Source organism: Ureibacillus sp. FSL E2-3493 (genome assembly GCF_038077515.1).
Lineage (GTDB): Bacteria > Bacillota > Bacilli > Bacillales_A > Planococcaceae > Ureibacillus > Ureibacillus halotolerans.
This window is the reverse complement of the sequence record NZ_JBBOPK010000001.1, coordinates 1285723-1306546: the sequence shown is the minus strand read 5'-3', so window position 1 is coordinate 1306546 and position 20824 is coordinate 1285723. Positions and strand designations below refer to the sequence as shown.

Annotated in this window: 27 protein-coding genes and 1 other annotated feature; of the genes, 9 read left to right on the top strand and 18 right to left on the bottom strand. The window is 34.4% G+C overall.

Annotation, left to right across the window (positions count from 1 at the left end; genetic code table 11):
• Nucleotides 1–213 precede the first annotated feature (213 nt).
• From MHH69_RS06660 to istB, 3 genes are all read left to right on the top strand, one after another.
• A complete protein-coding gene (locus tag MHH69_RS06660; protein ID WP_341361967.1) occupies nt 214–627 on the top strand; it encodes a hypothetical protein in 414 nt (137 codons plus the stop codon).
• A gap of 203 nt (nt 628–830) precedes the next feature.
• Nucleotides 831–2375 carry an IS21 family transposase gene (gene istA, locus MHH69_RS06655; protein WP_341361467.1) on the top strand — a complete coding sequence of 515 codons (1545 nt, stop codon included), beginning with the start codon at nt 831–833 and terminating at the stop codon, nt 2373–2375.
• On the top strand, nt 2375–3127 hold the full coding sequence (istB, locus tag MHH69_RS06650) for an IS21-like element helper ATPase IstB (protein WP_341361466.1): 753 nt from the start codon (nt 2375–2377) through the stop codon (nt 3125–3127). The genes istA and istB overlap by 1 nt, the downstream gene beginning before the upstream one ends.
• A gap of 129 nt (nt 3128–3256) precedes the next feature.
• Here the strand turns inward: istB and MHH69_RS06645 are convergent, their stop codons facing one another.
• From MHH69_RS06645 to MHH69_RS06630, 4 genes are all read right to left on the bottom strand, one after another.
• Nucleotides 3257–3718, bottom strand: a complete 462-nt coding sequence (locus tag MHH69_RS06645) for a hypothetical protein (protein ID WP_341361966.1) — start codon at nt 3716–3718, stop codon at nt 3257–3259.
• A gap of 134 nt (nt 3719–3852) precedes the next feature.
• The gene (locus MHH69_RS06640; protein ID WP_341361965.1) at nt 3853–4260 is read right to left on the bottom strand and encodes a hypothetical protein; all 408 of its coding nucleotides are present in this window, start codon (nt 4258–4260) and stop codon (nt 3853–3855) included.
• A 164-nt stretch (nt 4261–4424) separates the two neighbouring features.
• Nucleotides 4425–4976, bottom strand: a complete 552-nt coding sequence (locus MHH69_RS06635) for a hypothetical protein (protein ID WP_341361964.1) — start codon at nt 4974–4976, stop codon at nt 4425–4427.
• 115 nt (nt 4977–5091) lie between these two features.
• Entirely contained in the window at nt 5092–5559 is a 468-nt protein-coding gene (locus MHH69_RS06630) for a carboxymuconolactone decarboxylase family protein (RefSeq protein ID WP_122973109.1), read from the bottom strand.
• A 132-nt stretch (nt 5560–5691) separates the two neighbouring features.
• On the opposite strand from MHH69_RS06630, the gene MHH69_RS06625 reads away from it, so the two are divergent.
• Together MHH69_RS06625 and MHH69_RS06620 are read left to right on the top strand one after the other, a co-directional pair.
• Nucleotides 5692–6135, top strand: a complete 444-nt coding sequence (locus MHH69_RS06625; RefSeq protein WP_122973111.1) for an Lrp/AsnC family transcriptional regulator — start codon at nt 5692–5694, stop codon at nt 6133–6135.
• 119 nt (nt 6136–6254) lie between these two features.
• A complete protein-coding gene (locus MHH69_RS06620) occupies nt 6255–6806 on the top strand; it encodes a metal-dependent hydrolase (protein WP_122973113.1) in 552 nt (183 codons plus the stop codon).
• Between the two features lie 93 nt (nt 6807–6899).
• Here the strand turns inward: MHH69_RS06620 and MHH69_RS06615 are convergent, their stop codons facing one another.
• The 14 genes from MHH69_RS06615 to sirA all read right to left on the bottom strand — a co-directional run bounded on the left by MHH69_RS06615 (nt 6900) and on the right by sirA (nt 17679).
• Nucleotides 6900–7751, bottom strand: a complete 852-nt coding sequence (locus tag MHH69_RS06615; RefSeq protein ID WP_341361963.1) for an RCC1 domain-containing protein — start codon at nt 7749–7751, stop codon at nt 6900–6902.
• A gap of 148 nt (nt 7752–7899) precedes the next feature.
• Nucleotides 7900–8049, bottom strand: coding sequence for a hypothetical protein (locus MHH69_RS06610; protein ID WP_158599724.1), 150 nt, complete (start codon nt 8047–8049; stop codon nt 7900–7902).
• Between the two features lie 75 nt (nt 8050–8124).
• Entirely contained in the window at nt 8125–8412 is a 288-nt protein-coding gene (locus tag MHH69_RS06605; RefSeq protein ID WP_341361962.1) for a hypothetical protein, read from the bottom strand.
• Between the two features lie 269 nt (nt 8413–8681).
• The gene (locus MHH69_RS06600) at nt 8682–9431 is read right to left on the bottom strand and encodes an ABC transporter permease (RefSeq protein WP_341361961.1); all 750 of its coding nucleotides are present in this window, start codon (nt 9429–9431) and stop codon (nt 8682–8684) included.
• Nucleotides 9432–10193: an ABC transporter ATP-binding protein gene (locus MHH69_RS06595; RefSeq protein ID WP_122973120.1), complete on the bottom strand. Its 762-nt coding sequence runs from the start codon at nt 10191–10193 to the stop codon at nt 9432–9434.
• 348 nt (nt 10194–10541) lie between these two features.
• Nucleotides 10542–10892: a DUF1048 domain-containing protein gene (locus MHH69_RS06590; protein WP_122973122.1), complete on the bottom strand. Its 351-nt coding sequence runs from the start codon at nt 10890–10892 to the stop codon at nt 10542–10544.
• An 11-nt stretch (nt 10893–10903) separates the two neighbouring features.
• Nucleotides 10904–11251: a DUF1048 domain-containing protein gene (locus MHH69_RS06585; RefSeq protein ID WP_122973124.1), complete on the bottom strand. Its 348-nt coding sequence runs from the start codon at nt 11249–11251 to the stop codon at nt 10904–10906.
• Between the two features lie 61 nt (nt 11252–11312).
• Nucleotides 11313–11633, bottom strand: coding sequence for a PadR family transcriptional regulator (locus MHH69_RS06580; RefSeq protein WP_122973126.1), 321 nt, complete (start codon nt 11631–11633; stop codon nt 11313–11315).
• 425 nt (nt 11634–12058) lie between these two features.
• Nucleotides 12059–12364 (bottom strand): hypothetical protein, encoded by a 306-nt coding sequence (locus MHH69_RS06575; protein ID WP_341361960.1) that lies wholly within the window; start codon nt 12362–12364, stop codon nt 12059–12061.
• Between the two features lie 226 nt (nt 12365–12590).
• Complete coding sequence (gene argS, locus MHH69_RS06570; protein ID WP_122973129.1) at nt 12591–14264, bottom strand: arginine--tRNA ligase; 1674 nt, start codon at nt 14262–14264, stop codon at nt 12591–12593.
• A gap of 41 nt (nt 14265–14305) precedes the next feature.
• Nucleotides 14306–14523: a binding site (T-box leader), on the bottom strand.
• An 88-nt stretch (nt 14524–14611) separates the two neighbouring features.
• Nucleotides 14612–15517 carry a TIGR03943 family putative permease subunit gene (locus MHH69_RS06565; protein ID WP_341361959.1) on the bottom strand — a complete coding sequence of 302 codons (906 nt, stop codon included), beginning with the start codon at nt 15515–15517 and terminating at the stop codon, nt 14612–14614.
• Between the two features lie 10 nt (nt 15518–15527).
• Entirely contained in the window at nt 15528–16511 is a 984-nt protein-coding gene (locus MHH69_RS06560) for a permease (RefSeq protein WP_341361958.1), read from the bottom strand.
• 302 nt (nt 16512–16813) lie between these two features.
• The gene (locus tag MHH69_RS06555) at nt 16814–17035 is read right to left on the bottom strand and encodes a YneF family protein (RefSeq protein ID WP_122973135.1); all 222 of its coding nucleotides are present in this window, start codon (nt 17033–17035) and stop codon (nt 16814–16816) included.
• 215 nt (nt 17036–17250) lie between these two features.
• Entirely contained in the window at nt 17251–17679 is a 429-nt protein-coding gene (gene sirA, locus MHH69_RS06550) for a sporulation inhibitor of replication protein SirA (protein WP_158599725.1), read from the bottom strand.
• A gap of 230 nt (nt 17680–17909) precedes the next feature.
• Here sirA and MHH69_RS06545 point away from each other — a divergent pair, with 230 nt between their 5' ends.
• The 4 genes from MHH69_RS06545 (at nt 17910) to MHH69_RS06530 (ending at nt 20805) form a co-directional block, all read left to right on the top strand.
• Entirely contained in the window at nt 17910–18263 is a 354-nt protein-coding gene (locus MHH69_RS06545) for a lmo0954 family membrane protein (RefSeq protein ID WP_122973138.1), read from the top strand.
• Nucleotides 18264–18277: 14 nt separating this feature from the next.
• A complete protein-coding gene (locus MHH69_RS06540; protein ID WP_122973140.1) occupies nt 18278–18934 on the top strand; it encodes a PspA/IM30 family protein in 657 nt (218 codons plus the stop codon).
• Nucleotides 18935–19051: 117 nt separating this feature from the next.
• Nucleotides 19052–19729, top strand: a complete 678-nt coding sequence (gene liaF / locus MHH69_RS06535) for a cell wall-active antibiotics response protein LiaF (RefSeq protein ID WP_341361957.1) — start codon at nt 19052–19054, stop codon at nt 19727–19729.
• Complete coding sequence (locus MHH69_RS06530) at nt 19726–20805, top strand: sensor histidine kinase (RefSeq protein ID WP_341361956.1); 1080 nt, start codon at nt 19726–19728, stop codon at nt 20803–20805. Before liaF ends, MHH69_RS06530 begins: the two co-directional genes overlap by 4 nt.
• The last annotated feature ends 19 nt before the right edge of the window (nt 20806–20824 follow it).

Genomic DNA, 20824 nt, shown 5'->3' with positions numbered 1-20824 from the left:
TAAATTCATAAAAATTTAGGTAAACCAGTTAGAATCTAACTGGTTTTTAAAATATCAAATAAATTATTTGTTTAACGCCAGATTTATTTCGGTAAAAATACGAATTTACTGTTTCTTATTAGTTTTCTCGACTGATTCATATTGAAAATTTTAACTAATTAGGATAATTTATGATAAATTAAGAAGAAAGTCGAATCAAAAAGGAGCGCTACATTGAAAAAGTTTAAAGGGTTAGCTTTTTTCTGGAAGTTACTTTGGGTTATTGGATTGATTATTTTATCATCTTTATTTTTATATTTAGAGACCCAAGTCCGAAATTATGTAGACTCAACATATATTTTTAGTCTAATTTTTTGGGTTAACTTAATGAATTCGATTATATTAGGAATCTATATTTCCCTTATTTTCGTAAAGAAATGGTCACTGAATATAAATCCAACTTTATTATGGGGTGTGTCGTTTCCTTGTTTATTCATTTCAATTTTTATCCCCATCATGATTACTTTAGGAAAATCAATTCATTATTGGATCATACAAATCTCTACTTTCGAAGTGTTCGGCATTGTTTCAGGAATGACATTTATTTTAAGTTTTTTTAATAATCAATCAAAAATTGAACATCAATAATAAGATTTTATTCTAAGTAGCGTCATAACATTTGAGAGTTTCTGATTTGAAAGAACCTTTAAAAAGGGTTAAAAATAAAAGCACTTAACGGGTTTGTATTTGATAAGCTAAAACTGAGCCACCATCGCAGTTGAAAAGTGAGCCACTTTTATATGAAAATAATCCTAACTTCATAGAGTTAGGAGCGTATAGAGGTGATTTCTTTGGAGAAGAAACAAAAAGTTTTATTAGCCTTTCATAAAGAAAATAAGAGTCAACGTCAAATTGCGAAGGAGCTTGGGATTTCTCGGAATACTGTAAAAAAGTATATCGAAGAGGATCTTGAAAAAAGAAAGCAAGATATTCGAGAACTACCTATTACAGATAACTATGTAACGCCTCCGTCGTATAAAAAGCGAAAAGGCAATAAACGTGCATTAACACCTACGGTGATGAAACGTATTCGAAAAATGTTAAAAGATAATGAATTTAAACGGCAACATCAGATGCACAAGCAACAACTAAAAATGATTGATATTCATGAAAAGTTATTAGATGAAGGTTTTGAAATTAGTTATACCACTGTTAGAAATTTTGTAAATAGTGAGGAGAAACGTCAAAAAGAAGTGTTTATTCGTCAAAAGGCAACTGCTGGTCATGAGATTGAATTTGACTGGGGTGAAGTAAAATTAATCATTGATCAAACGTTACGTTCTCTTTCGATGGCGGTCTTTACCCTACCATATAGTAATGATCGATTTGCCTATTTGTATGAATCAGAAACAATGGTTTGTGTACAAGATGCACATGTAAAGTGTATTAACTATTTAGGCTTTGTACCAGAGGTATTTACATACGATAATATGCGAACTGTTGTAAAAAACTTTATTGGAACTGAGCGTGAGATTACCGATGGTATGAAAAATCTATCGATGCATTATCATTTTAAAATACGACTATGTGAACCGAGAAAAGGAAATCAGAAGGGGCATGTGGAGCGGAGTGTAGAATACATCCGTCGGAAAGCATTTGCCCATCGAGATACGTTTACAAGTTTAGAAGAAGCTCAGGCCTATCTAACAGAAATCATCATGAGATTAAACTCTCGTAAACATTATAAGAAAAATCAAACCCACCATGAATTAATGCTAGAAGAACGTGCAGCTCGGCAAGTAAGTGCAGATATTATTCCATTTGATGCCTCTGAGTTGTTTGAATTTAGAGTGGACAAATATAGCACGATTACTTATAGACAAAATCGTTATTCTGTTCCAGAAGGACATGTAGGAGAATGGGTGAAAGTAAAAGCGAGTGCGGAAAAAATTCTTATTTTTAGTGATAATGCCTGTATCGCAACACATAAGCGAAGTTGGCAGATCCATCAGTGGATTATGGATATCTATCATTACTTACGTACATTTGAAAAGAAAAAAGGTGCATTGGCTCAAAGTGAATGTTTGAGTCAAGCACCAACAAAAATAAAAAAATTATACAAAGATTATTATATTGGAAATGAGCGAGATTTTCTAGAGTTACTTATCTATCTAAAAGAACATAACAATCTAGAAAAAATCATAGTGGCAGTTGAACAACTTGAGAAGAACCCTATGGTTCAAATATCAACAGATAAGATTATTTTCTTAGCTAATCAATGCGAACACATTCATAAAACTGTACATTCCAAAAATGAGGTCACCACCCAATCTCTCGAAAATCTTTCAGCCATTACGGCATTATTCGAAACTAAAAAGACAGGGGTGCTTCATTAATGGATAAGCGACAAGAAATGATTGAAATGTGTAAAGAACTTCGACTACCAAGCATTCGAGGATTTATACAAGATGATGATATGTGGAAACAATATCAGACAGCAGAAGATTTCTTATATCACGCACTGGTCCAAGAGATGCAAGATCGAGAAGTGCGAGCAAAAGCGAATCGGATTCGTTCAGCGAATTTTCCAGAAAAGAAACTATTAACTGAATTAGAGACTGAGAGATTACCGCAAAATGCGGCCTCTCGTCTCTCTCATTTAAAGAAATTAGATTTTATTCAAGAAAAACAAAACGTTTTATTAATCGGATCACCAGGTACAGGTAAAACACATATAGCAATTGGTTTAGGAATTGAAGCTTGTTTAGCAGGTTATAAGGTGTATTTTACAACGGTGTCATCCCTTGTAAATCAGTTAAAAGAAAGCCGTTCTGAAAGAACGTTACGTTCATTTGAATTGAGGTTTGAAAAGTATGATTTAGTGATTATCGATGAGCTAGGTTACATTTCTTTTGATAAAGAAGGCGCAGAATTATTATTTACTCATCTTTCCCTACGGGCAGGACGAGCGTCAACGATAGTTACAAGTAATTTATCATTTGATCGCTGGGAAGAAGTTTTTCATGATCCAGTTTTAACAGCTGCTTTAACAGACCGATTAACACATAGAGCCTATATGATAGACATGGTTGGACCATCTTATCGAATATTAGATACAAAAGAATGGCTAGAAAATAGTTCGGTTTAAGTGGATCAGTTTTTAATTAATAAATGGCTCAATTTTTACTTGCGAAATACACGGGTTAAAATGTTTAAGTGCTTTTACTCATTTTCCCTCTATTTTGTTTCATATTCTATGGTTAACCTTTTATTTAAATCAATATTTAACAAATGTTGTGACTCCTTGATGGGTTATGTAATTAAGATGGCTTAGTTCTTCTATCCATTTTTTAGGGTTTAGTTGAAACAAACCGTATACATTTTTATAAGTATATCTTTCTACATTGACCTCTATCGGCTCAGGGTGTTCTTCCATATCACGTCGATACTGTTCAAAATCATTTTGGCTTGGAACATAATAGATTTCGATTACATCCCCTATTTCCATATACTTTGCTAAATAGGTAAGAAATAATTGATTCCCCACTCCATTTGCTTCATAAATATAAGACAACGAGAATAGCCCCTCAATTGACTTTTTCCATTCATTATCTATTTCTTGAACAGAAAAAAAGAAAACGTCTTCCTCTCGTTCAAATACAGTACGATGATTATATTCTTCAATTTCCTCGGGAATTTTAAACGGTTTCGAAGAAGCTAAAAAGGTAATTTCAGTCAATGATTCATCACATCCTAAAAATGATTTATTGTACTAGTTACCTCCCTTTGGTAACCCTCTATCTCCTCTGACTTATTCAGTACTTAGCGGAAGATTCCTCTCAAGATCTTATTCCGTAATCCTTATTCGATAGCTTAATCACTATCACTTTTTCCGCTATGAAAAATACTTAGCATGAATGTTAACCCTGCAACAATTTCAATCATGCCAGAATGTATCACTTTTAGAAACCATACCCCTAGAAACGGTATAGAAATCGAAAAAGACGCTGATATTGGTACAATTAACGAAAAGGTAAAACAAGGAACAAATATGCAAATAAATAAGGGGAAATTAAATTTAATGGACCGTTTTTTAATCAAAATGAGTGAAAGGTACATACCCCAAATAAAATAAATGATAAATTTAGACCAATATACAGGTGTAAAATTAAATTGTGAACTATCTTTAATTTGATTTTCAATATCAAAACTAATCATTGTTAATAGTAACAAGCCGATAACCCAAATAATTTTCCAAAAATAAATAGACGATTTTTTCATACATTAAAACCTCCCCTTTTTTCATACGTTTCAAAAGAAGATTAGTTCCAAAATTTTACTTACAAAATACATAAAACAGAGCGTTGACTTATAGATCAACGCCCTGCTAATGAATTATTATCCTATATTATGATGAAATGTATAGCAGTATTTCCTCAATAGAACTAGTACGTTTCAACTTCTGTAGTATAATCAATCGAATTGGCGATTTGAACAAGAACTTCTGGCGGTACTTTATCACCTACATCTGAATCAATACTTAATACATATTGCCAACCATCTCTTTCAAAAACGAATAAATTAAACCCAATACCTAGGCCCACAACATATGAAGCTTCACTTCCATTTTTCAACTTAAAGACTTCTGAAATATGTTTTACAAAAGGAATTTTATACTTGATTGGCCGAACTTCAATTTTGTAATGATGTTGGGGGGATTGATCACTGATCATCGTTAATTCAAAATGGTCGTTCATTTCACCATTCATATTTGAAAATCTTCCAAATTGATGGGTAAAACTAATTGGCGGTACTCTAAGGGGAAGCTTCAGTTCTTTTTTAAAATGTTTCTCAAAATCCTTTGTAGCAGCTTCTACTGTTTTGTACCCTATCTCAGGATAAAACTCTTCCATCGGTTGAGGAGAATATACATTTTCATATTTCATTCCAAAAAAGAAGGCACCTAATAACAATATAAGAGGAATCGTTTTTCGCAAATTGTATCGCTCCTAAATGATATTATTTAGGAATATTTTCTCCAAAATGGCTCTAACTATCCTCTTAAACTAAGAATATTGTGCAGAGATGGCGTGATCCATTTATTACAGTTATTTATTTCATTTGCCTTCCATCTAACATTTGAAAAAGTAAGTTATTAAATGAAGAATCTTCTTGCGGTTTTAATTTCATTATTGCGCCAAAATATTGCTGTGCTGTTGTAAAAGTAATAAATGCACATAGTTCGCTAATTTCCTCTTCTGTAAAATATTCCTTCAATATATTAAAGTGGGCATCGGAAATATCACTTTTTTGTTTTAAAAATACTTCAGCAAACCCTACCGCGACCGATGTTTTTTCGTCAAACAAGTGGGGATCAGGTTTTCCTTTCGCTTTGCAATATTCACAGCCATTACTTTGAGCCAATGTTCTTCTAACTTGTTCTTTTAAATTTGCAGATAACAATCCATCCTTTTCTAAAACATCTCCTAATAGAGACCATTTTTCCATCACTTGTTGGTTATGTCCTAAAAGCTTTTGAAATGGGGTTTCCCCAAATTGGGACTCCATAATCCTTGTCATATAACGACCTCCTTGTTATATTAAATATGATTTAATTATAATGAAGAAAAAAATTAAATCACATTCAATTCAAAACAAAAAACAGAAAGGTTTTTTAAAAAATTAATTAATTTTGGAGGTTTTTCTTTAAAAATGAAAATTGATGATATGGATAAAAAAATTTTAGATGAATTACTTCAAAACAGTCGTTTATCCATGAGTGAGCTTGGAAGAAGAGTGAATTTGTCTTCCCCATCTGTAACAGAACGAGTTAGACAAATGGAGTCATTCGGAATTATAAAGAAATATACGTTAGAAGTAGACTATGAAAAAATCGGCTTACCGATCCAATGTTTAATAGAAGCAACGATAAAAAATGGTGAATATCAATCTTTTAAACAATATATCGCTTCCCTCTCAAACGTAGAGTTTTGTTATCGGATTGCAGGAAGTGCCTGTTTTATGCTTAAAATGCAATTTGATACTCTTGCGAAAGCAGAAGAATTCATTGATGCAGTCGGTCCCTATGCCCAAACTGTAACCCACTTTATTTTTTCCAACGTTCCAACAAATTTAAAATTTAACTTGAACGAATAGAGCTTATTTGAATACAATGGATACATTGCCTATTAAAGGAGGCGTATATTGTCACCCTTGTTTAATCCTTCTTACCCCTTAGAAGATAAACAGCTATTAAAAGAAGGAGGAACATCAACATGAATAAACCCGCACATCTGATGGGTGGCTTAACAGCAGGAGTAGCTGTTTCAAAATACTTAGAGCCAACAATAATAAATAGTGGAGCAGTAGATAGTATCGTAAATATTGGGGTAGTGCTTTGTGGAGCTCTACTAGGTTCCCTTTTGCCAGATATCGATCATCGAAATAGCTATATTGGAAGAAAGCTTAGAGTTGCCTCTTTTATTATTAGTAAAACCTTAGGTCATCGAAGTATCGTACATACACCTATCGTCATTTTTGCATTTTCCGCATTACTTTACTCCCTTACAACCCAATTCACAGGTATTATTCATAGCTTGTCACGGTTATTTGTTATTGGAATGAGTTATGGGATGTTTAGTCATTTACTTTTGGATATGTTAACTAGAAGAGGCATTCCCTTACTTTATCCTTTCAGTTCGAAAAGTTTTCGTATTGCCAATTTTAAAGGGGGAGGCATCGGCGATTCCCTAACAATGATCATTGGTCCAATTTTAATTGGTTTAATGGTACTAGATTCTATCATTCCTTTTCTTTTCAGAACGTAACTTCAAAAAAGACGTTACATATTTTCTCAGAAATATGTAATGTCCTTTTTCCACTATATTAATTCCTTTTAAAGGATATTATGGCAAAAGAAACTAAAGTTGAATATCATGCCAGTAGTTTACATCACATTGACCATATTCATTATCACCTACAGCAACAACCGTGCCGTCCGATTTCAGTCCAACAGTATGGGCACAACCCGCCGATACTGCCACAATATCAATCCAATCACTTACATTACATTGGCCATACCCATTCCAACCTATAGCTACTACAGTACCATCCGATTTAAGCCCGACCGTATGATTACTTCCTACCGCAATTGACACAATATCACGCCAGCCATTTACTTCGCATTGTTCATGTTTATTGAAACCTACAGCCATCACCGTTCCATTTGATTTAAGAGCGATTGTATGAAGATAACCTGTTGCGACGGCTACGATATCATTCCAGTCGTTAACATTGCATTGGCGATAACGATTATTTCCTGTAGCCAATACGGTTCCGTCATTTTTAAGGCCGATTGTATGCCAGTCACCTGCAGAAACCGCCACTATATCATGCCAAGCATTTACATTGCATTCGCCTTCATTTTTTCGACCTACCGCTACTACCGTACCATCTGATTTCAGTCCAACGCTATGACGCCAACCCGCCGCAATCGCCACAATATCATCCCAACTGTTTACATTGCATTGATCATACGTATTCCAACCCACAGCCAACACGGTTCCGTCTGCTTTAAGACCAACTGTATGAACATTTCCCGTGTTCGTCGCCATATGAACATTACCAGCAGCAACCGCCACTATATCGGTCCATTCATTTACATCACATTGGCCCAATTTATTATCACCAACAGCTATTACCGTACCGTTTGATTTCAGTCCAACGGTATGCCGACGCCCTGCCGCAACGGTATCTTTTGGCCATCTTTTCATCTTTAAGATCACCTCTGTTTATGAAGTTACTTTTTTATCTCACCTTTTCCGCTATTCTCTCAAAATTATATAAAAAGCAGCCATCTCCTCAAATGACTGCTCTCCTAATAGATTAAATTAATTCAACTATTTTGGCTAAGTGCTTTATTTATAAGAATGGATTATTTTGTTTAGATAACTTTTTAATTTCTTCTTCAGTTAATTTTCTAACTGTACCAGGTTGAGATGCCATTTTATCTATTAAATCCATTAATGATTCTTCATCCATTTTTTCCTCATTAATTTTTTCATCACGCATGACACCCTCTTAGATAAATAGTACTTTATGTAATAAATCAAAATTATTTCATTGCTTATACAAGAATATATAATATTATTGTAGAATTTTAAGTAAATTGTTATAAATTGTGTTATCGTATGATAACGAATATTCAATAACGAAATTTGCCTCTCCTTCTACATCAAGTAAGTTAGTGTCATCAATACTAATAATACTTTCATTGTTAATTCTACTTTCTTCAAGTGCATCTTCACTATCTTGAATAGCATAATCAATATCATTACCTTTTAAATAATCAAGTACTATTGAAATAGACTTACCGGGAAAAAGATTTCGATTTTTTAGTTCTCCATTCCTAAAAACATTAATAGTTACAGACATATATATCCCCCTTTATTACTATAATAAGTAAATTTCTATGATTTGTCTGTAATATATTTTTGATATAAAAACGCACAACTCAATCGAATCATAACTTATTACATTATCTCAATTTACTACGTTTGTTTGTGAACTCGTCGCGACAATATAAACCGTCTGTAGTATCTTCCCACGATTAAACATTAGGTTAATAAATCAAAAAGGCACGAAAAAATTCTCCGTGCCTTCAAAACATCTAGTTACCCCTGGATACTGGGCAAATGGTGCAGTTACCCTAGCTGACGTTTAAATGCTCTATTTGCAAAAAAGTAAGCGATGATCATGATACCGACGCACCATGCAAGTGCAATCCAAATATCGTTGCCGACAGGGCCTTCATACAAGAGGGCACGAATCGCATTTACGATTGACGTTACCGGCTGGTTTTCAGCGAAAAGGCGGATAAGTTTTGGCATTGTTTCCGTCGGGACAAAAGCTGAACTGATAAACGGTAGGAAAATTAGCGGGTACGAGTAAGCTGTAGCTCCTTCCATCGACTTTGCTGTCAACCCTGGTATAACCGCCAACCATGTCAGTGCTAGCGTGAACAGACCGATTATTCCTGCTACAGCAAGCCAATCCAAGAAATTAGCGCTAGAACGAAAACCCATTAAAAGGGCTACAAGAATAACTACCACAAGCGTTAACCCATTGGAAACAAGAGAGGTCAAGACGTGAGCCCACATAATCGAGGAACGTTTAATGGGCATCGTAATGAAACGGGCCATTAATCCACTCTTTACATCTGTAAATAACCGCAAGGATGTGTAAGCGACACCGGATGCGATTCCCATCAATAAAATTCCCGGTAATAAATAATTAACGTAATTATCTGTCCCTGTTTCTATTGCGCCACCAAAAACGTAGACAAATAACAGCATCATCATAATCGGTGTAATTGCCACCGTAATAATCGTATCTGGACTACGCATGATATTACGCATTAAACGACCAAGTAATACCCCTGTTCTATTTTTCATTTACATTTCCTCCTTTTTACCTATAATCGCGAGGAAAATATCCTCTAACGTCGGTTGTTTTTCGATGTACTCAACTTTTGCTGGTGGGAACATCTCTTTCAATTCCGTTAGGGTACCTGTTGTGATGATTTTCCCTTCATGTAAAATGGCGATTCGGTCCGCCAGTTGTTCAGCTTCTTCTAAATATTGAGTCGTCAATAAAATCGTCGTACCACCATCTGCAAGCTCTTTAACGGTTTCCCACACTTCAATCCGTGCCTCTGGATCTAACCCTGTCGTTGGTTCATCGAGAAAAATGACTGCTGGAGTACCAATTAGACTCATGGCAATATCAAGCCGACGCTTCATCCCACCTGAATATTGGTCTGCCCGACGATTGGCCGCATCCGTCAAACTAAACCTTGTCAGTAGATTGTCAGCGACTTGAGTAGGATTGGAAACTCCCCGTAACTTGGCAATCATGATCAGATTTTCTCTACCAGTGAGCATGCCATCTAAAGCTGCGAACTGTCCTGTCAGACTAATGCTCTCGCGAACATAATCTGGTTGATGTTGAACGTCAAAGCCACAAATATTTACTTTACCACCATCAGATTTCATCAATGTCGAGAGGATGTTGATTGTCGTCGTCTTGCCTGCTCCATTTGAACCTAGCAAAGCGAAAATTTCACCACGCCGTACATCAAAATCCACTCCCTTTAATACTTCCTTGTCTTTATAAGATTTCTTTAACCCTTTTACTGATATCGCTACATTGCCCATATTTTTTCCTCCTTATATTAAGTATAGAAAGATTGCTTTCGAAATCGAAAATTTCCTAGCTTAGTCTGAAAAGAGAGGTAGATACTCGTATACAGACAAAGCAGTATAAATATCCGATTAACGGCCTTAATTCTAGATTGCCAATACTCCCCTATTAAGTCTGACTTATAATAAGTATTGCTTAGTACCGAGTCAAAAAATAACTGAATAGTGAAGGTGATAATTCACATTGGTTACCCACTATTCAGAACGGGATTATTGCTTCTACTTAATCGATTCTTGAACCTCTTATCCATCCTCAATATACTCGCTTTACCTCATATACATTTTCCTTCTCGGTACCTTTTTTTACTTCTTTTTATCTGTAATCTTTTTCATTGCCTTAGCAACTTCTTTGTCTACAGATTCTTGGTAGATGTCAGCGTATGTTTTCGAATCTTTGATTAAATCGTCGCAGAAAGCTGCCACGTCATTACCTGTCACTTCGAGTACACCTTTCCCGGAGGCAGCACCTTCTTCAAAAAGATCAATAATTCCCGAAAGTAAACCAGTCCCTTCGGTTAACTCGACAGGGCCGACCTTAAAAAGATATTTTTGAATCTCCTTATAAACAACACGATAATCTTGTGGGAGGGCTTTGACACGCGCCATGTGTGCTCTCCACTCTTTTTTACCTTCAATAATGTCTTGTATGCTCATTTTTATCCTCCTTATTTACCCAGTTTTTTAGCAACATTTCTGTTTAGTTGCTCACGCCACTTATCGCGATAAGATTTTGCTTCCTCTTCACCGCACAATGCCGAACAGAAGCCTTGAATATCATCGCCCAAAACCTCTTGAACACGCTGACCTTCCGCTGCCGTTTCTTCAAGTAGACCAAGTACACCGTCAAGAATTGGCATGAGGTTGCGACCAGTGAAATCTGAGTGCGACCAAAGATTAGCTTTAATTTTTTCCCATGCCGTTTGATAATCAGATGGCAATTTTTTGGCACGGAATTCAAAATTTTTCATTTCTTTCGTCATGTCACTGCCTGTAATTTTTTCCCAAAACCTCATTACTTTTCCTCCTTTTTTTATAAAGCTGAACCAAAACCACTGGACGATACAATTTATGAAACTAGATTGACTTTAAAGCATTAATTTTTGAAGATAAAAAATCCCATTTTTCCCAAAACAATTCAAGTTCCTGGCGCCCAGCTTCATTAAGTGTGTAAAACTTGCGGGGTGGACCCATATCTGACGGTTTCTTTTCTACATTAACTAGTTTTTTCTTTTCTAATCGTACTAGGATAGTGTATACAGTTCCTTCCACAACTTCAGTAAACCCAAGTTGGTTTAGGCGACGGGTAATTTCATAGCCATAGGTTTCATGACGACTAATAATTTCCAACACACACCCTTCCAGCGAACCCTTCAGCATCTCAGTTAAATTTTCCATGTTCAGCGCCTCCCCTATTCTGTCTGACTTATATTCTGTATTACTTAGTACCGAGAAAAAATTTTACTTAATAGCTTTGTGTAAAAAAGCTATTAAGTAATACTAACTACATCTATAATGTAGCACTAAGTAGTGAGCGTGTCAATTAAAATTTAGAAACTTTTTCAAAATTCACTACTAAGCACTACAAGTATCAAGTAACGCTTACTACAAGTACATCGTAACACTAAGTAGATTGACTGTCAATTGGAATTTATAATTTTTTTTAATTCTTTTAATTCTGCTCATTATTTTTGAAATTATTAATTGTCCATATTTTATCCTTTGGATTACACACATAAAGAAAGAGCACAACTTCTACTCTGAATTGTGCTCGATTGTGGAAATATAAAAAATTTATTGTTAGCCTATTTCTATAACATCATTTATTCTTTTGGTAAAATTCCATTTGTAATTTTCAGTAACAATTTGTTTAAAATGGTTACACATAAATTGAGGATAATCAAGACGAAGGCAAGAAAAACTATATATTTAAAGATTATATTCGAAATTGATCCTACAATCCAATTCCCTCCAAAGTATATAAAAATAAAGCCCATTAATGTTGCTAAAAGATAGGATATCCCAACCCCTAAAATTTGGCGTTTTGTCAGTTCCTTTAACGTTCCTCTATTTTTCATAATCCTGTAAATGATGATTACAATAGATATAGCAATAAATAAATACTCCATTATATAACCACTCCTACTTTTCATTCTTGACATAATGACGATAAAATTCTTTATGCTTTTACCGTATCTAAATAGGAATCAACGTTTTTTTGAAAGTAAATGATAAATTCGGTATAAACATTCACTTGTAATTGACAAGTAAATAATATCCCAGTTTATTTTGATAATATCATTTTGTTTTATAATAAAACATACCCCCTTCTTGAATATTAAAAGGGGGTTATTTTTACATCTCCTTAGGTGCTTTAATTCCTAATAATCGTAAAGATTCTTGCAAAAGTATCGAAACCGCATAAGCAACTTTCAAACGTTCTCTTTGTAATTCATCATTCGTTAAAAACTTCGTATTAGCATAATATTTATTAAAGCTTCTTGCTAGTTGCAAACTAAATTTCGCAATTGTTGAAGGATTTGCTTGAACAAAAGCCGTTTCGATTACATGAGGAAAAGTTTCAATAAGTTTTATTACTTCCCACGCTTCCCCATCTAAATAATTTAAATGCGATTCCGTAAATGAAAATTTGCCTTTGTTGAGTAAAGTTTGAATCCGCGCATTCGTATATTGAACATACGGTCCCGTTTCTCCTTCAAAAGTCACCATCTTTTCAATAGAAAATTCGATATCATTCATTCGTTCATTTTTTAAGTCGTTGAAAATAACTGCTCCAATTCCGACCTCATTTGCTACTTTTTCTTTATTTTTAAGTTGGGGATTTTTTTCTTCAATATTTTTTCTCGCAGCTTGCATCGTTTCTGCTAACACATCGGCTAGTAAAACGACCTTCCCTTTACGAGTAGACATTTTTTTCCCGTCCTTTAACATCATGCCAAATGGAACATGCATTAAATTTTCGGACCATTGATACCCCATTTTCTTCAACACTGCAAACAACTGTTTAAAATGGAGCGACTGTTCATGGCCGACCACATAAAAAATTTTAGCTGGTTCATATAAATTGTATCGATACATGGCCGCTGCTAAATCACGGGTCGCATATAAAGTGGCCCCATCTTTTTTCATCATTAAACAAGGTGGCATCTCTTCTAATTGAACGACCATCGCACCGTCGGATTCTTCAAGTAATCCTTTATTTATTAATTCTTCTACAACAGAACCCATTTTATCGTTATAAAAGGCTTCACCGTGATAGGAATTAAAGGAAACACCTAACATTTGATAAATGTCTTCAAACTCCTTTAACGAAGCATCTCGGAACCATTTCCATAATGCGTGAGCTTCCTCATTTCCATCTTCAAGGGCTTTAAAAGCTTCTCTTGCTTTGTCGTTTAACGACTCTTCTTTTTCTGCTTCTTCATGAAACTTTACATAAATTTTTAATAGCTCTTCAATAGGATTTTGTTCAATAGCCTGTAGATTGCCCCACAATTGGTAGGCAACGATCAATTTCCCAAATTGGGTACCCCAATCTCCTAGATGATTAATACGGATAGCTTCATAACCTAACTTCTCAGAAATGTTTGCTAACGCATTGCCAATTACCGTGGAACGAAGATGTCCCATCGAAAAGGGCTTCGCAATATTTGGTGATGAAAAATCTAAAACAACCTTTTGACCGTTTTTCTCTTTTGTTCCAAAATGATGTTTTTCCAATAAAACCTTTTCAATTACATTATTGGCCACTTGTAATTGATGAAAAAATACATTGACATAGGCCTGTTCTGCACGCACTTCTTGTATAAAATCACCTTGAATTTTTTCGGCTATTTCCTTCGCAATTAATTGAGGAGATTTTTTCAACTTTTTTGCTAGTGTAAAACAAGGAAAAGAAATATCTCCTAAGTGGGCATATTTAGGTATTTCCAACAATGATTCTATTTCCTCAACTGATAAACTTTCATTTAATGCCTTCGAAATAAGGAACGCTAATTTCGTTTTCATTTTTCATCCTCCTCTAAACAAAAAAGCTCCCGTCTCTATAAAAAAGAGACGAGAGCATAAATTCCCGTGGTACCACTCTAGTTGCCACAAATGTGACCGCTTTTTTCGTTCATAACGGGGTGCCTTCCCCGATCTTCTCTACTAAGTTTCAAGAAGTTTCTCCAAAGTGCGTTTCACTAATATTTTCAGTATTAGGCTCCCACCACCCCTAATTCGCTTACCCTTCCATATTAGCTACTGTCTTTTTCATCGAATTTCCCATTCATTAAATTAAAATTGATTCTACATAATCGTAAATTGAAATGCAAGAAAATTTTAATAAAACAGTTCAATGATTAAAACATAGTTTATTCAGCTAACGTTAATACCGGATAAACATATGGTTCAGTCGGCTCGTCTATTACTTTCCAGCCAGTTGCTTTAATAACTGGAATTTCATATCCCCCGTAATTTGTCACATCTAATACGCCTTCAATTTCAAGCCAAGTATCCTCTTTTAAAGTATTTGCCCCTTCAAATTCCGTTAAAATCCCTAAAATACTAGCGTCAGCTATACAATGGGTAATCATAAAACGAGATAATACGAGTTGATTGGAATTAAAGCCATCTTCTTTAAAAACAAACCCGCTCATTTGAATGGTTCTTCCTACATATTCCGTTGGATTTTCATTTAACGCTTCGTAATAAGAACCAAAAATATCATCCTGCATTTGAATCGTCTCGGATTGCTCAAGTAACGATAACTTTTTCTCATATTCTTCATTTGATAAATAATTGTTATTCACTAATGGAACGTGGTCACTTGAATAAATATCAATATTTTCTTTATCTGTAAGGGTTGTTTCATTCAAAGGGGAAGTTTCCTTTTGATTTACTTGGGAAAAAATCGATCCTTTATTTGAAGCAATGGTGGAATTTAAAGTAGCTGGTTCAAAAGCAAATCCCGTAATAATAGGAAAAACCATCACACTGTAACTGAATAATCTTGATAAATTAAATTGTTCATTGCCATGGTCATGACCGTGATGACAACTTGGACCACAATGATGATGTCCTTTCCCTTTCCTTTGAAAAATACGAAACAGCTGTATAAAGAACAACAGGATAAAAATACCCGCTGCTAACTTACTAATATTTTCATATTTCGGGTTAATATATTTCATGATCGTCCCTGTCGAATGTAAATCAATGAAAAACAACACGAATACGCCTAAAATGACAGCTTTGATAAAATGTTGCAAGTGAAACTTCATGGAAACACCCCTATAGGAAACTAGTTAAACTTACAAATAAAAAGACAATCGTTGTAATTAGAAGGAATAATACGAATACAAACTTCGCCTTAAAGACACTTAGTAACATGATCGTATTTTTCAAATCAATCATAGGTCCATACACTAAAAAGGCAAGGATGGAAGTTGTGGGAAACAAGTTTCTAAAGGAAGCACCAATGAAGGCATCTGCCTCTGAACATAGGGATAAGAAGAATGCTAATGCCATCATTACAATCGTCGAATGGTAAACACTATCTCCGAAAGCTAGCAACGATTGGGCAGCTACAAAGGTTTGTAACCCAGCTGCGACAAAGGCACCAATAATTAAATATTTACTCATATCAAAAAATTCATCGATTGAATGTTCGAACATTCCTTTTACTCTTTGATATAAAGGGGGTTGTTTTCCTTTTGATTTTGTGACGCTATGTTCCTTATGTTTTAATTGATTTGATTTAAATAAAAAGCTTATCACTAGTGCAATGGCTAATGCTGCGACAAACCCAACGCCCATTCGTAACAAAGCCATCCTTAAATCATTTCCAAAGGCCATATACGTTGAAAGGATAACAATTGGATTAATTAATGGACCGGTTAATAAAAAACCAACTCCTGCATATAAAGGAACGCCTTTATCAATTAATTTTCGAACAATAGGAACGATTCCACATTCACATGCTGGAAATAAAGCACCGACTATACAACTCATGAACACGGCTTTTACTTTACTTTTCGGAATCCATGACTTGATATGTTCTTCCGTAATAAATATTTGAATAAATCCAGCAATTAGGACACCTATTAAAACAAATGGAATGGCTTCGATTAAAATACTAAGGAAAATGGTATTTAACTGGGGTAAAGAACTCCATTCTTCCGTAACGAAAAATGGACTAAAAAAAATGAAACCAACGACTAAAAGGAGGAAAATGATTGTAGAAAGATTAAATGAAGATTTTTGGCTATAGGACATTGAAACTCACTCCTTCTCCATATTTTCATAGAACTACTTGTTCGATAACATTTCTATCTACCTTGTTCTAAATTTTCTATTATCAACAATACAAAATACTATTTTTTAAATCTCCTATAGTAATTTTAGTAAAGGAAGCATTAAAACATGCTAAAAAAATGATTATTTTTCAAACCATTACTTATAAAAAAGAAAAAGTGTAATTTCAGCTTAAAGCTAAAATTACACCTTTCGAAAAGTTTACTTAACCATAGAAAGTAAAACAACAGTTTAACGTATGCAAACTGTTGTTGAGATTACAATTATTTACTTTGTAATTTGTTCATTTGTGCCATCATTTGACGAACTTGCTTTTCAGATGGTTTACGTCCCATTTGAGCCATCATGACACGAATCATTTGTTCATTGATTGGTGGGTTTTCTTTTAAATATTTCATCATATATTGACGTGCTAAAAAGAAACCTAGTGCAACGCCCCCTACTAGAGCGATAATTACGATAAGAATCCAAGCCCATGTAGCCATTTTGTGCCAACCTCCTCCACTGCCGTTAATACCATGAATCAAACTTTGTTCAACCACTTTATACGAATGGAAAATCAAGTTTCACAATCATATAAAGAAAACAAAGATAAACTCTCCATGAAGGATTATACACTATAAACTATTTAGATACTAGCTTTTCAATTGTTTTTTCTATAATCGTATCCCAAACCTACAATCCGTAAAACTATTCATTTCTAGTAAGAAGCATGTTTAATCGGTTTTAACCATCCACATTCCGATTCTTCTGTATTAAAAGCAATAAAAGAATCATTCATTTGGCTCAAACTATGGAATAAATCCAAATCTAACATACGAGATCCCTCACAAATGGCCTCTATATGATAATTACATACTTTTATTTTTAAACCACCTTTAAGTTGGTGTTCAAATTTCAAATAATCATCTACCCATTGAATTGTCGGGAAACTCTTTTTTAAATGCTCGTAAATTACACCTTGTACCATTCTTCCTTCAATCGGTTCACAGAGATAGCTTAGCTGCTTATCCGCAGAGGACTCGAGAGCTTGCTCTTTAGTCGATACCATTTCAAGAAGCATTCTTTCCCTTCCAAATACAAAAGACTGGTACTGTTTTTTTATATGAAATATTGAATATGTTCTCATGTTACGTCCTCCTCTCATTACCAACATTATAAAGAATAGATTCTGAATATTTTGTCAAAGGGTGTCACGACTTTCCTTCTATTTTTGTCAAAATAGCATGAATGACTAATTTCGTTCACTTTTCCTAGATTCCCTCAGCCTCAAGACCTAGTGAAAAATGCAATCGGAGTCCGTTTTAGGAAATATCGTTAAGAGATAACATAAAGGTACAACAGAAAGGAGCAAGAGAAATGAAAAAATTATTTCTATTATTAGTCGGAGGTATTACTGCAATCGTCGCCCTTTGTATGGTTGGGCCACTACTTGGCTTTGCTTTTTCTGCATTACTAGTCTTCTTAGGTATGCATTATTACGTAAAAACAACATCAACAATGATGAAAGTAGTATGGGTTGCAATTGGTTTAATGGGAGTGTTTTCAGCCATTTCAAACGTGCCAGCAATTATCGGCTTAGCAGCATTAGTTGTTCTATATATCATTTATAAAAAATGGAACAATGAAGAAGTTTCTTTTAAACAAATTAAAGAAGATTCGAGCGATCCATTTACAAACTTTGAAAAAGAATGGGCAAAATTAACAAAATAAAGGAGAGATAGGAAATGGTAAGTTTATTAAAACGATTTAAATATACAGTAGAGGCAGATTTACACGAACTTTTCGATAAAAAGGAAAGAAAAAATCCTTTAGCCATGTTAAATCAATATATTCGAGAAGCTGAAAAACAAACTGAACAAACAGGTAAATTACTACAAAGACAGGAAAAATTAAAAGAGCAACTTGAAAGTGAATTAAAAGAAGCAAATGACATGCTAGAAAAACGTACTGCACAGCTACAATTAGCTGAACAAGCAATGGAAGAAGATTTAATCACCTTTGCCCGCTCTGAAGTTGAAACATATAAAACGCGTCAAATGACCTTATTACAAAGTCTTGAAACAACAAATAAGGAATTTATTGCACTGGAACAAAAATTTGAAACGATGAAGCACAAAATTAAAGATATGAAAGTACGTCAGCTTCAATTGATGGGAAAAGAAAACGTTACCCGTGCCCATCACAAAATGAATGCGGTCATCGAATCAAACAATGAATCGGACTTTGATGATTTATCTTCTTACATTGACAATCTTGCAAATAAAATCGAAAAGGATTATGAACGAACTCAATTGGAGGCGCGTTTAGCTGGGCTTGAAAAAACTCATCATAATAGCAATGTAAAAGAAATTGAAGAGAACACATCTAGTACAATCGACTAAACATGTTATAATAACCAATATTAGGAGAAGGCTTTTTCGAGTCTTCTCCTTACATTCTGTATAAAAGACTCATTTATTAAGGATTAGCAACTTAAATCGTAAAAAGGAGGAACCATCTTGAACAGATTAAGTACGGACCTATTAACGTTTATCACGATTACCGTGTTATTAATTGTGTTCGTTGAGCTAACGATTTTTAATAATGGTGGCGCCTTTTTACTTATTATTGGGGCTCTCCTACTCTATTATAGCTTTTCAAAAAATAAAAAACTGTTTTTCTGGATTGGTTGTTTATTTATCTTTTTTGCTATCTTATCCGTTTGGAGTTTACGACTACTCATCGTTGGGATATTAATCTATCTCTTATATAAACATATTACAAAGGAACAAAAAACGGTTACAATCGATTCCCAACTAGATCCAACTGCTCTAAAGAAAAACGATCTTTTTGGCAGTACTTCTTCTCCCCTCGAACAATATAAGTGGGAAGATGTCCATATCCAAAAATTAATTGGGGATATAACAATTGATGCGACGGAAACGATATTACCGACTGGCACTTCTGTCATTTCAATTCGGCAGTCCATCGGGAAAGTAACGATTGTATTACCATATGAAATTCCTTTCCGCATACAATATTCCACTATATTAGGGGAAGCGAAATTTTTAGGAAAATCAAAAAGGCTTATAAATGAAAAGCTTATTTTTGAAGATGGTCAACCTGAAGACGCTAAGCGTAAACTAATTATCCATGTGGCAACTTGGTTAGGAGATGTGGAGGTGATTCGAAAATGATATCGTTTGTTTTTCGCATCATCACCTTATTTTTATTATTAAGTAGTATGACGTTTGGCTTTATTTATTTATTCCTAGGCTCCCCCGATGAAGATTGGAGCTTTTTATGGGAGCAAGATGTTGAAAATTTCCCGATTCTTGCCATTATACTGATTGCTCTATCTATTATTAGTTTTATCATTAGCATATGGATAAGTGCCGTTGCAAAATCGAGGGAAGTATCTGCCACCCGGTATGTAAAACAATTAGTAGAACCTGATTTTTCATTAAAGAAAAAGAGAAATATTTCATATACATTAAAAAAGGCGTTAACCCAAGCAAATGAATTAATCGAAACTCAAAGAACAAGCTTACAACGGTTATCCAATGAAAAAGCAGAAGCAAATGATAAAATTATTCAAGAACGGATCATTGCAGAAAGGCAGCGATTAGCTCGAGAGTTACATGATTCTGTCTCACAGCAACTGTTTGCTGCATCTATGCTATTATCTTCTATTACAGAACGGGATGAAGATTTCGGTGCTTCGAAAACGACTTTAACTCAAGTGGAGAAAATTGTTCAGCAAGCCCAATTGGAAATGAGAGCATTATTACTTCATTTACGTCCGATTGCCCTAAGAAACAATACACTTGCTCAAGGGCTAACTGAATTAATTCAAGAACTTCAACAAAAAGTTTATTTCAACATCGTATACCAAATTGAAGAAATTGTTCTTTCAAAGGCGGAGGAAGATCATTTATTCCGTATTGCCCAAGAGGCATTATCCAATACATTACGTCATGCAAAAGCAACTGAAGTAGAACTACTATTAATTGCTAGAGATAACGTGGGTATTTTACGTATTCAAGATAATGGTCAAGGTTTTAATATGGAAGAAGATAAAAACACTTCTTATGGATTGAAAAATATCGCAGAACGGGCAGTGGAAATCGGCTGTACTTATAAAATCGTTTCTGTTCCAGGGGAAGGAACGATTGTGGAAGTAAAGGTACCGATTAAGCATAAAGAACAAATCGAAGGAACGGAAAAAAGTTCTTCTAAAATGGAGCTAACAGAAGATGACGGAAATCAATAAAATTGAAAGTTTGAAATGG

Bases quoted from the DNA above. Each gene is read 5' to 3' on its own strand.
- istB (WP_341361466.1), top strand. From the start codon at position 2,375: ATGGATAAGCGACAAGAAATGATTGAAATGTGTAAAGAACTTCGACTA.
- MHH69_RS06640 (WP_341361965.1), bottom strand. From the start codon at position 4,260: ATGAAAAAATCGTCTATTTATTTTTGGAAAATTATTTGGGTTATCGGC.
- MHH69_RS06630 (WP_122973109.1), bottom strand. From the start codon at position 5,559: ATGACAAGGATTATGGAGTCCCAATTTGGGGAAACCCCATTTCAAAAG.
- MHH69_RS06625 (WP_122973111.1), top strand. From the start codon at position 5,692: ATGAAAATTGATGATATGGATAAAAAAATTTTAGATGAATTACTTCAA.
- MHH69_RS06620 (WP_122973113.1), top strand. From the start codon at position 6,255: ATGAATAAACCCGCACATCTGATGGGTGGCTTAACAGCAGGAGTAGCT.
- MHH69_RS06615 (WP_341361963.1), bottom strand. From the start codon at position 7,751: ATGAAAAGATGGCCAAAAGATACCGTTGCGGCAGGGCGTCGGCATACC.
- MHH69_RS06610 (WP_158599724.1), bottom strand. From the start codon at position 8,049: ATGCGTGATGAAAAAATTAATGAGGAAAAAATGGATGAAGAATCATTA.
- MHH69_RS06605 (WP_341361962.1), bottom strand. From the start codon at position 8,412: ATGTCTGTAACTATTAATGTTTTTAGGAATGGAGAACTAAAAAATCGA.
- MHH69_RS06600 (WP_341361961.1), bottom strand. From the start codon at position 9,431: ATGAAAAATAGAACAGGGGTATTACTTGGTCGTTTAATGCGTAATATC.
- MHH69_RS06595 (WP_122973120.1), bottom strand. From the start codon at position 10,193: ATGGGCAATGTAGCGATATCAGTAAAAGGGTTAAAGAAATCTTATAAA.
- MHH69_RS06590 (WP_122973122.1), bottom strand. From the start codon at position 10,892: ATGAGCATACAAGACATTATTGAAGGTAAAAAAGAGTGGAGAGCACAC.
- MHH69_RS06585 (WP_122973124.1), bottom strand. From the start codon at position 11,251: ATGAGGTTTTGGGAAAAAATTACAGGCAGTGACATGACGAAAGAAATG.
- MHH69_RS06580 (WP_122973126.1), bottom strand. From the start codon at position 11,633: ATGGAAAATTTAACTGAGATGCTGAAGGGTTCGCTGGAAGGGTGTGTG.
- MHH69_RS06575 (WP_341361960.1), bottom strand. From the start codon at position 12,364: ATGGAGTATTTATTTATTGCTATATCTATTGTAATCATCATTTACAGG.
- argS (WP_122973129.1), bottom strand. From the start codon at position 14,264: ATGAAAACGAAATTAGCGTTCCTTATTTCGAAGGCATTAAATGAAAGT.
- MHH69_RS06565 (WP_341361959.1), bottom strand. From the start codon at position 15,517: ATGAAGTTTCACTTGCAACATTTTATCAAAGCTGTCATTTTAGGCGTA.
- MHH69_RS06560 (WP_341361958.1), bottom strand. From the start codon at position 16,511: ATGTCCTATAGCCAAAAATCTTCATTTAATCTTTCTACAATCATTTTC.
- MHH69_RS06555 (WP_122973135.1), bottom strand. From the start codon at position 17,035: ATGGCTACATGGGCTTGGATTCTTATCGTAATTATCGCTCTAGTAGGG.
- sirA (WP_158599725.1), bottom strand. From the start codon at position 17,679: ATGAGAACATATTCAATATTTCATATAAAAAAACAGTACCAGTCTTTT.
- MHH69_RS06545 (WP_122973138.1), top strand. From the start codon at position 17,910: ATGAAAAAATTATTTCTATTATTAGTCGGAGGTATTACTGCAATCGTC.
- MHH69_RS06540 (WP_122973140.1), top strand. From the start codon at position 18,278: ATGGTAAGTTTATTAAAACGATTTAAATATACAGTAGAGGCAGATTTA.
- MHH69_RS06530 (WP_341361956.1), top strand. From the start codon at position 19,726: ATGATATCGTTTGTTTTTCGCATCATCACCTTATTTTTATTATTAAGT.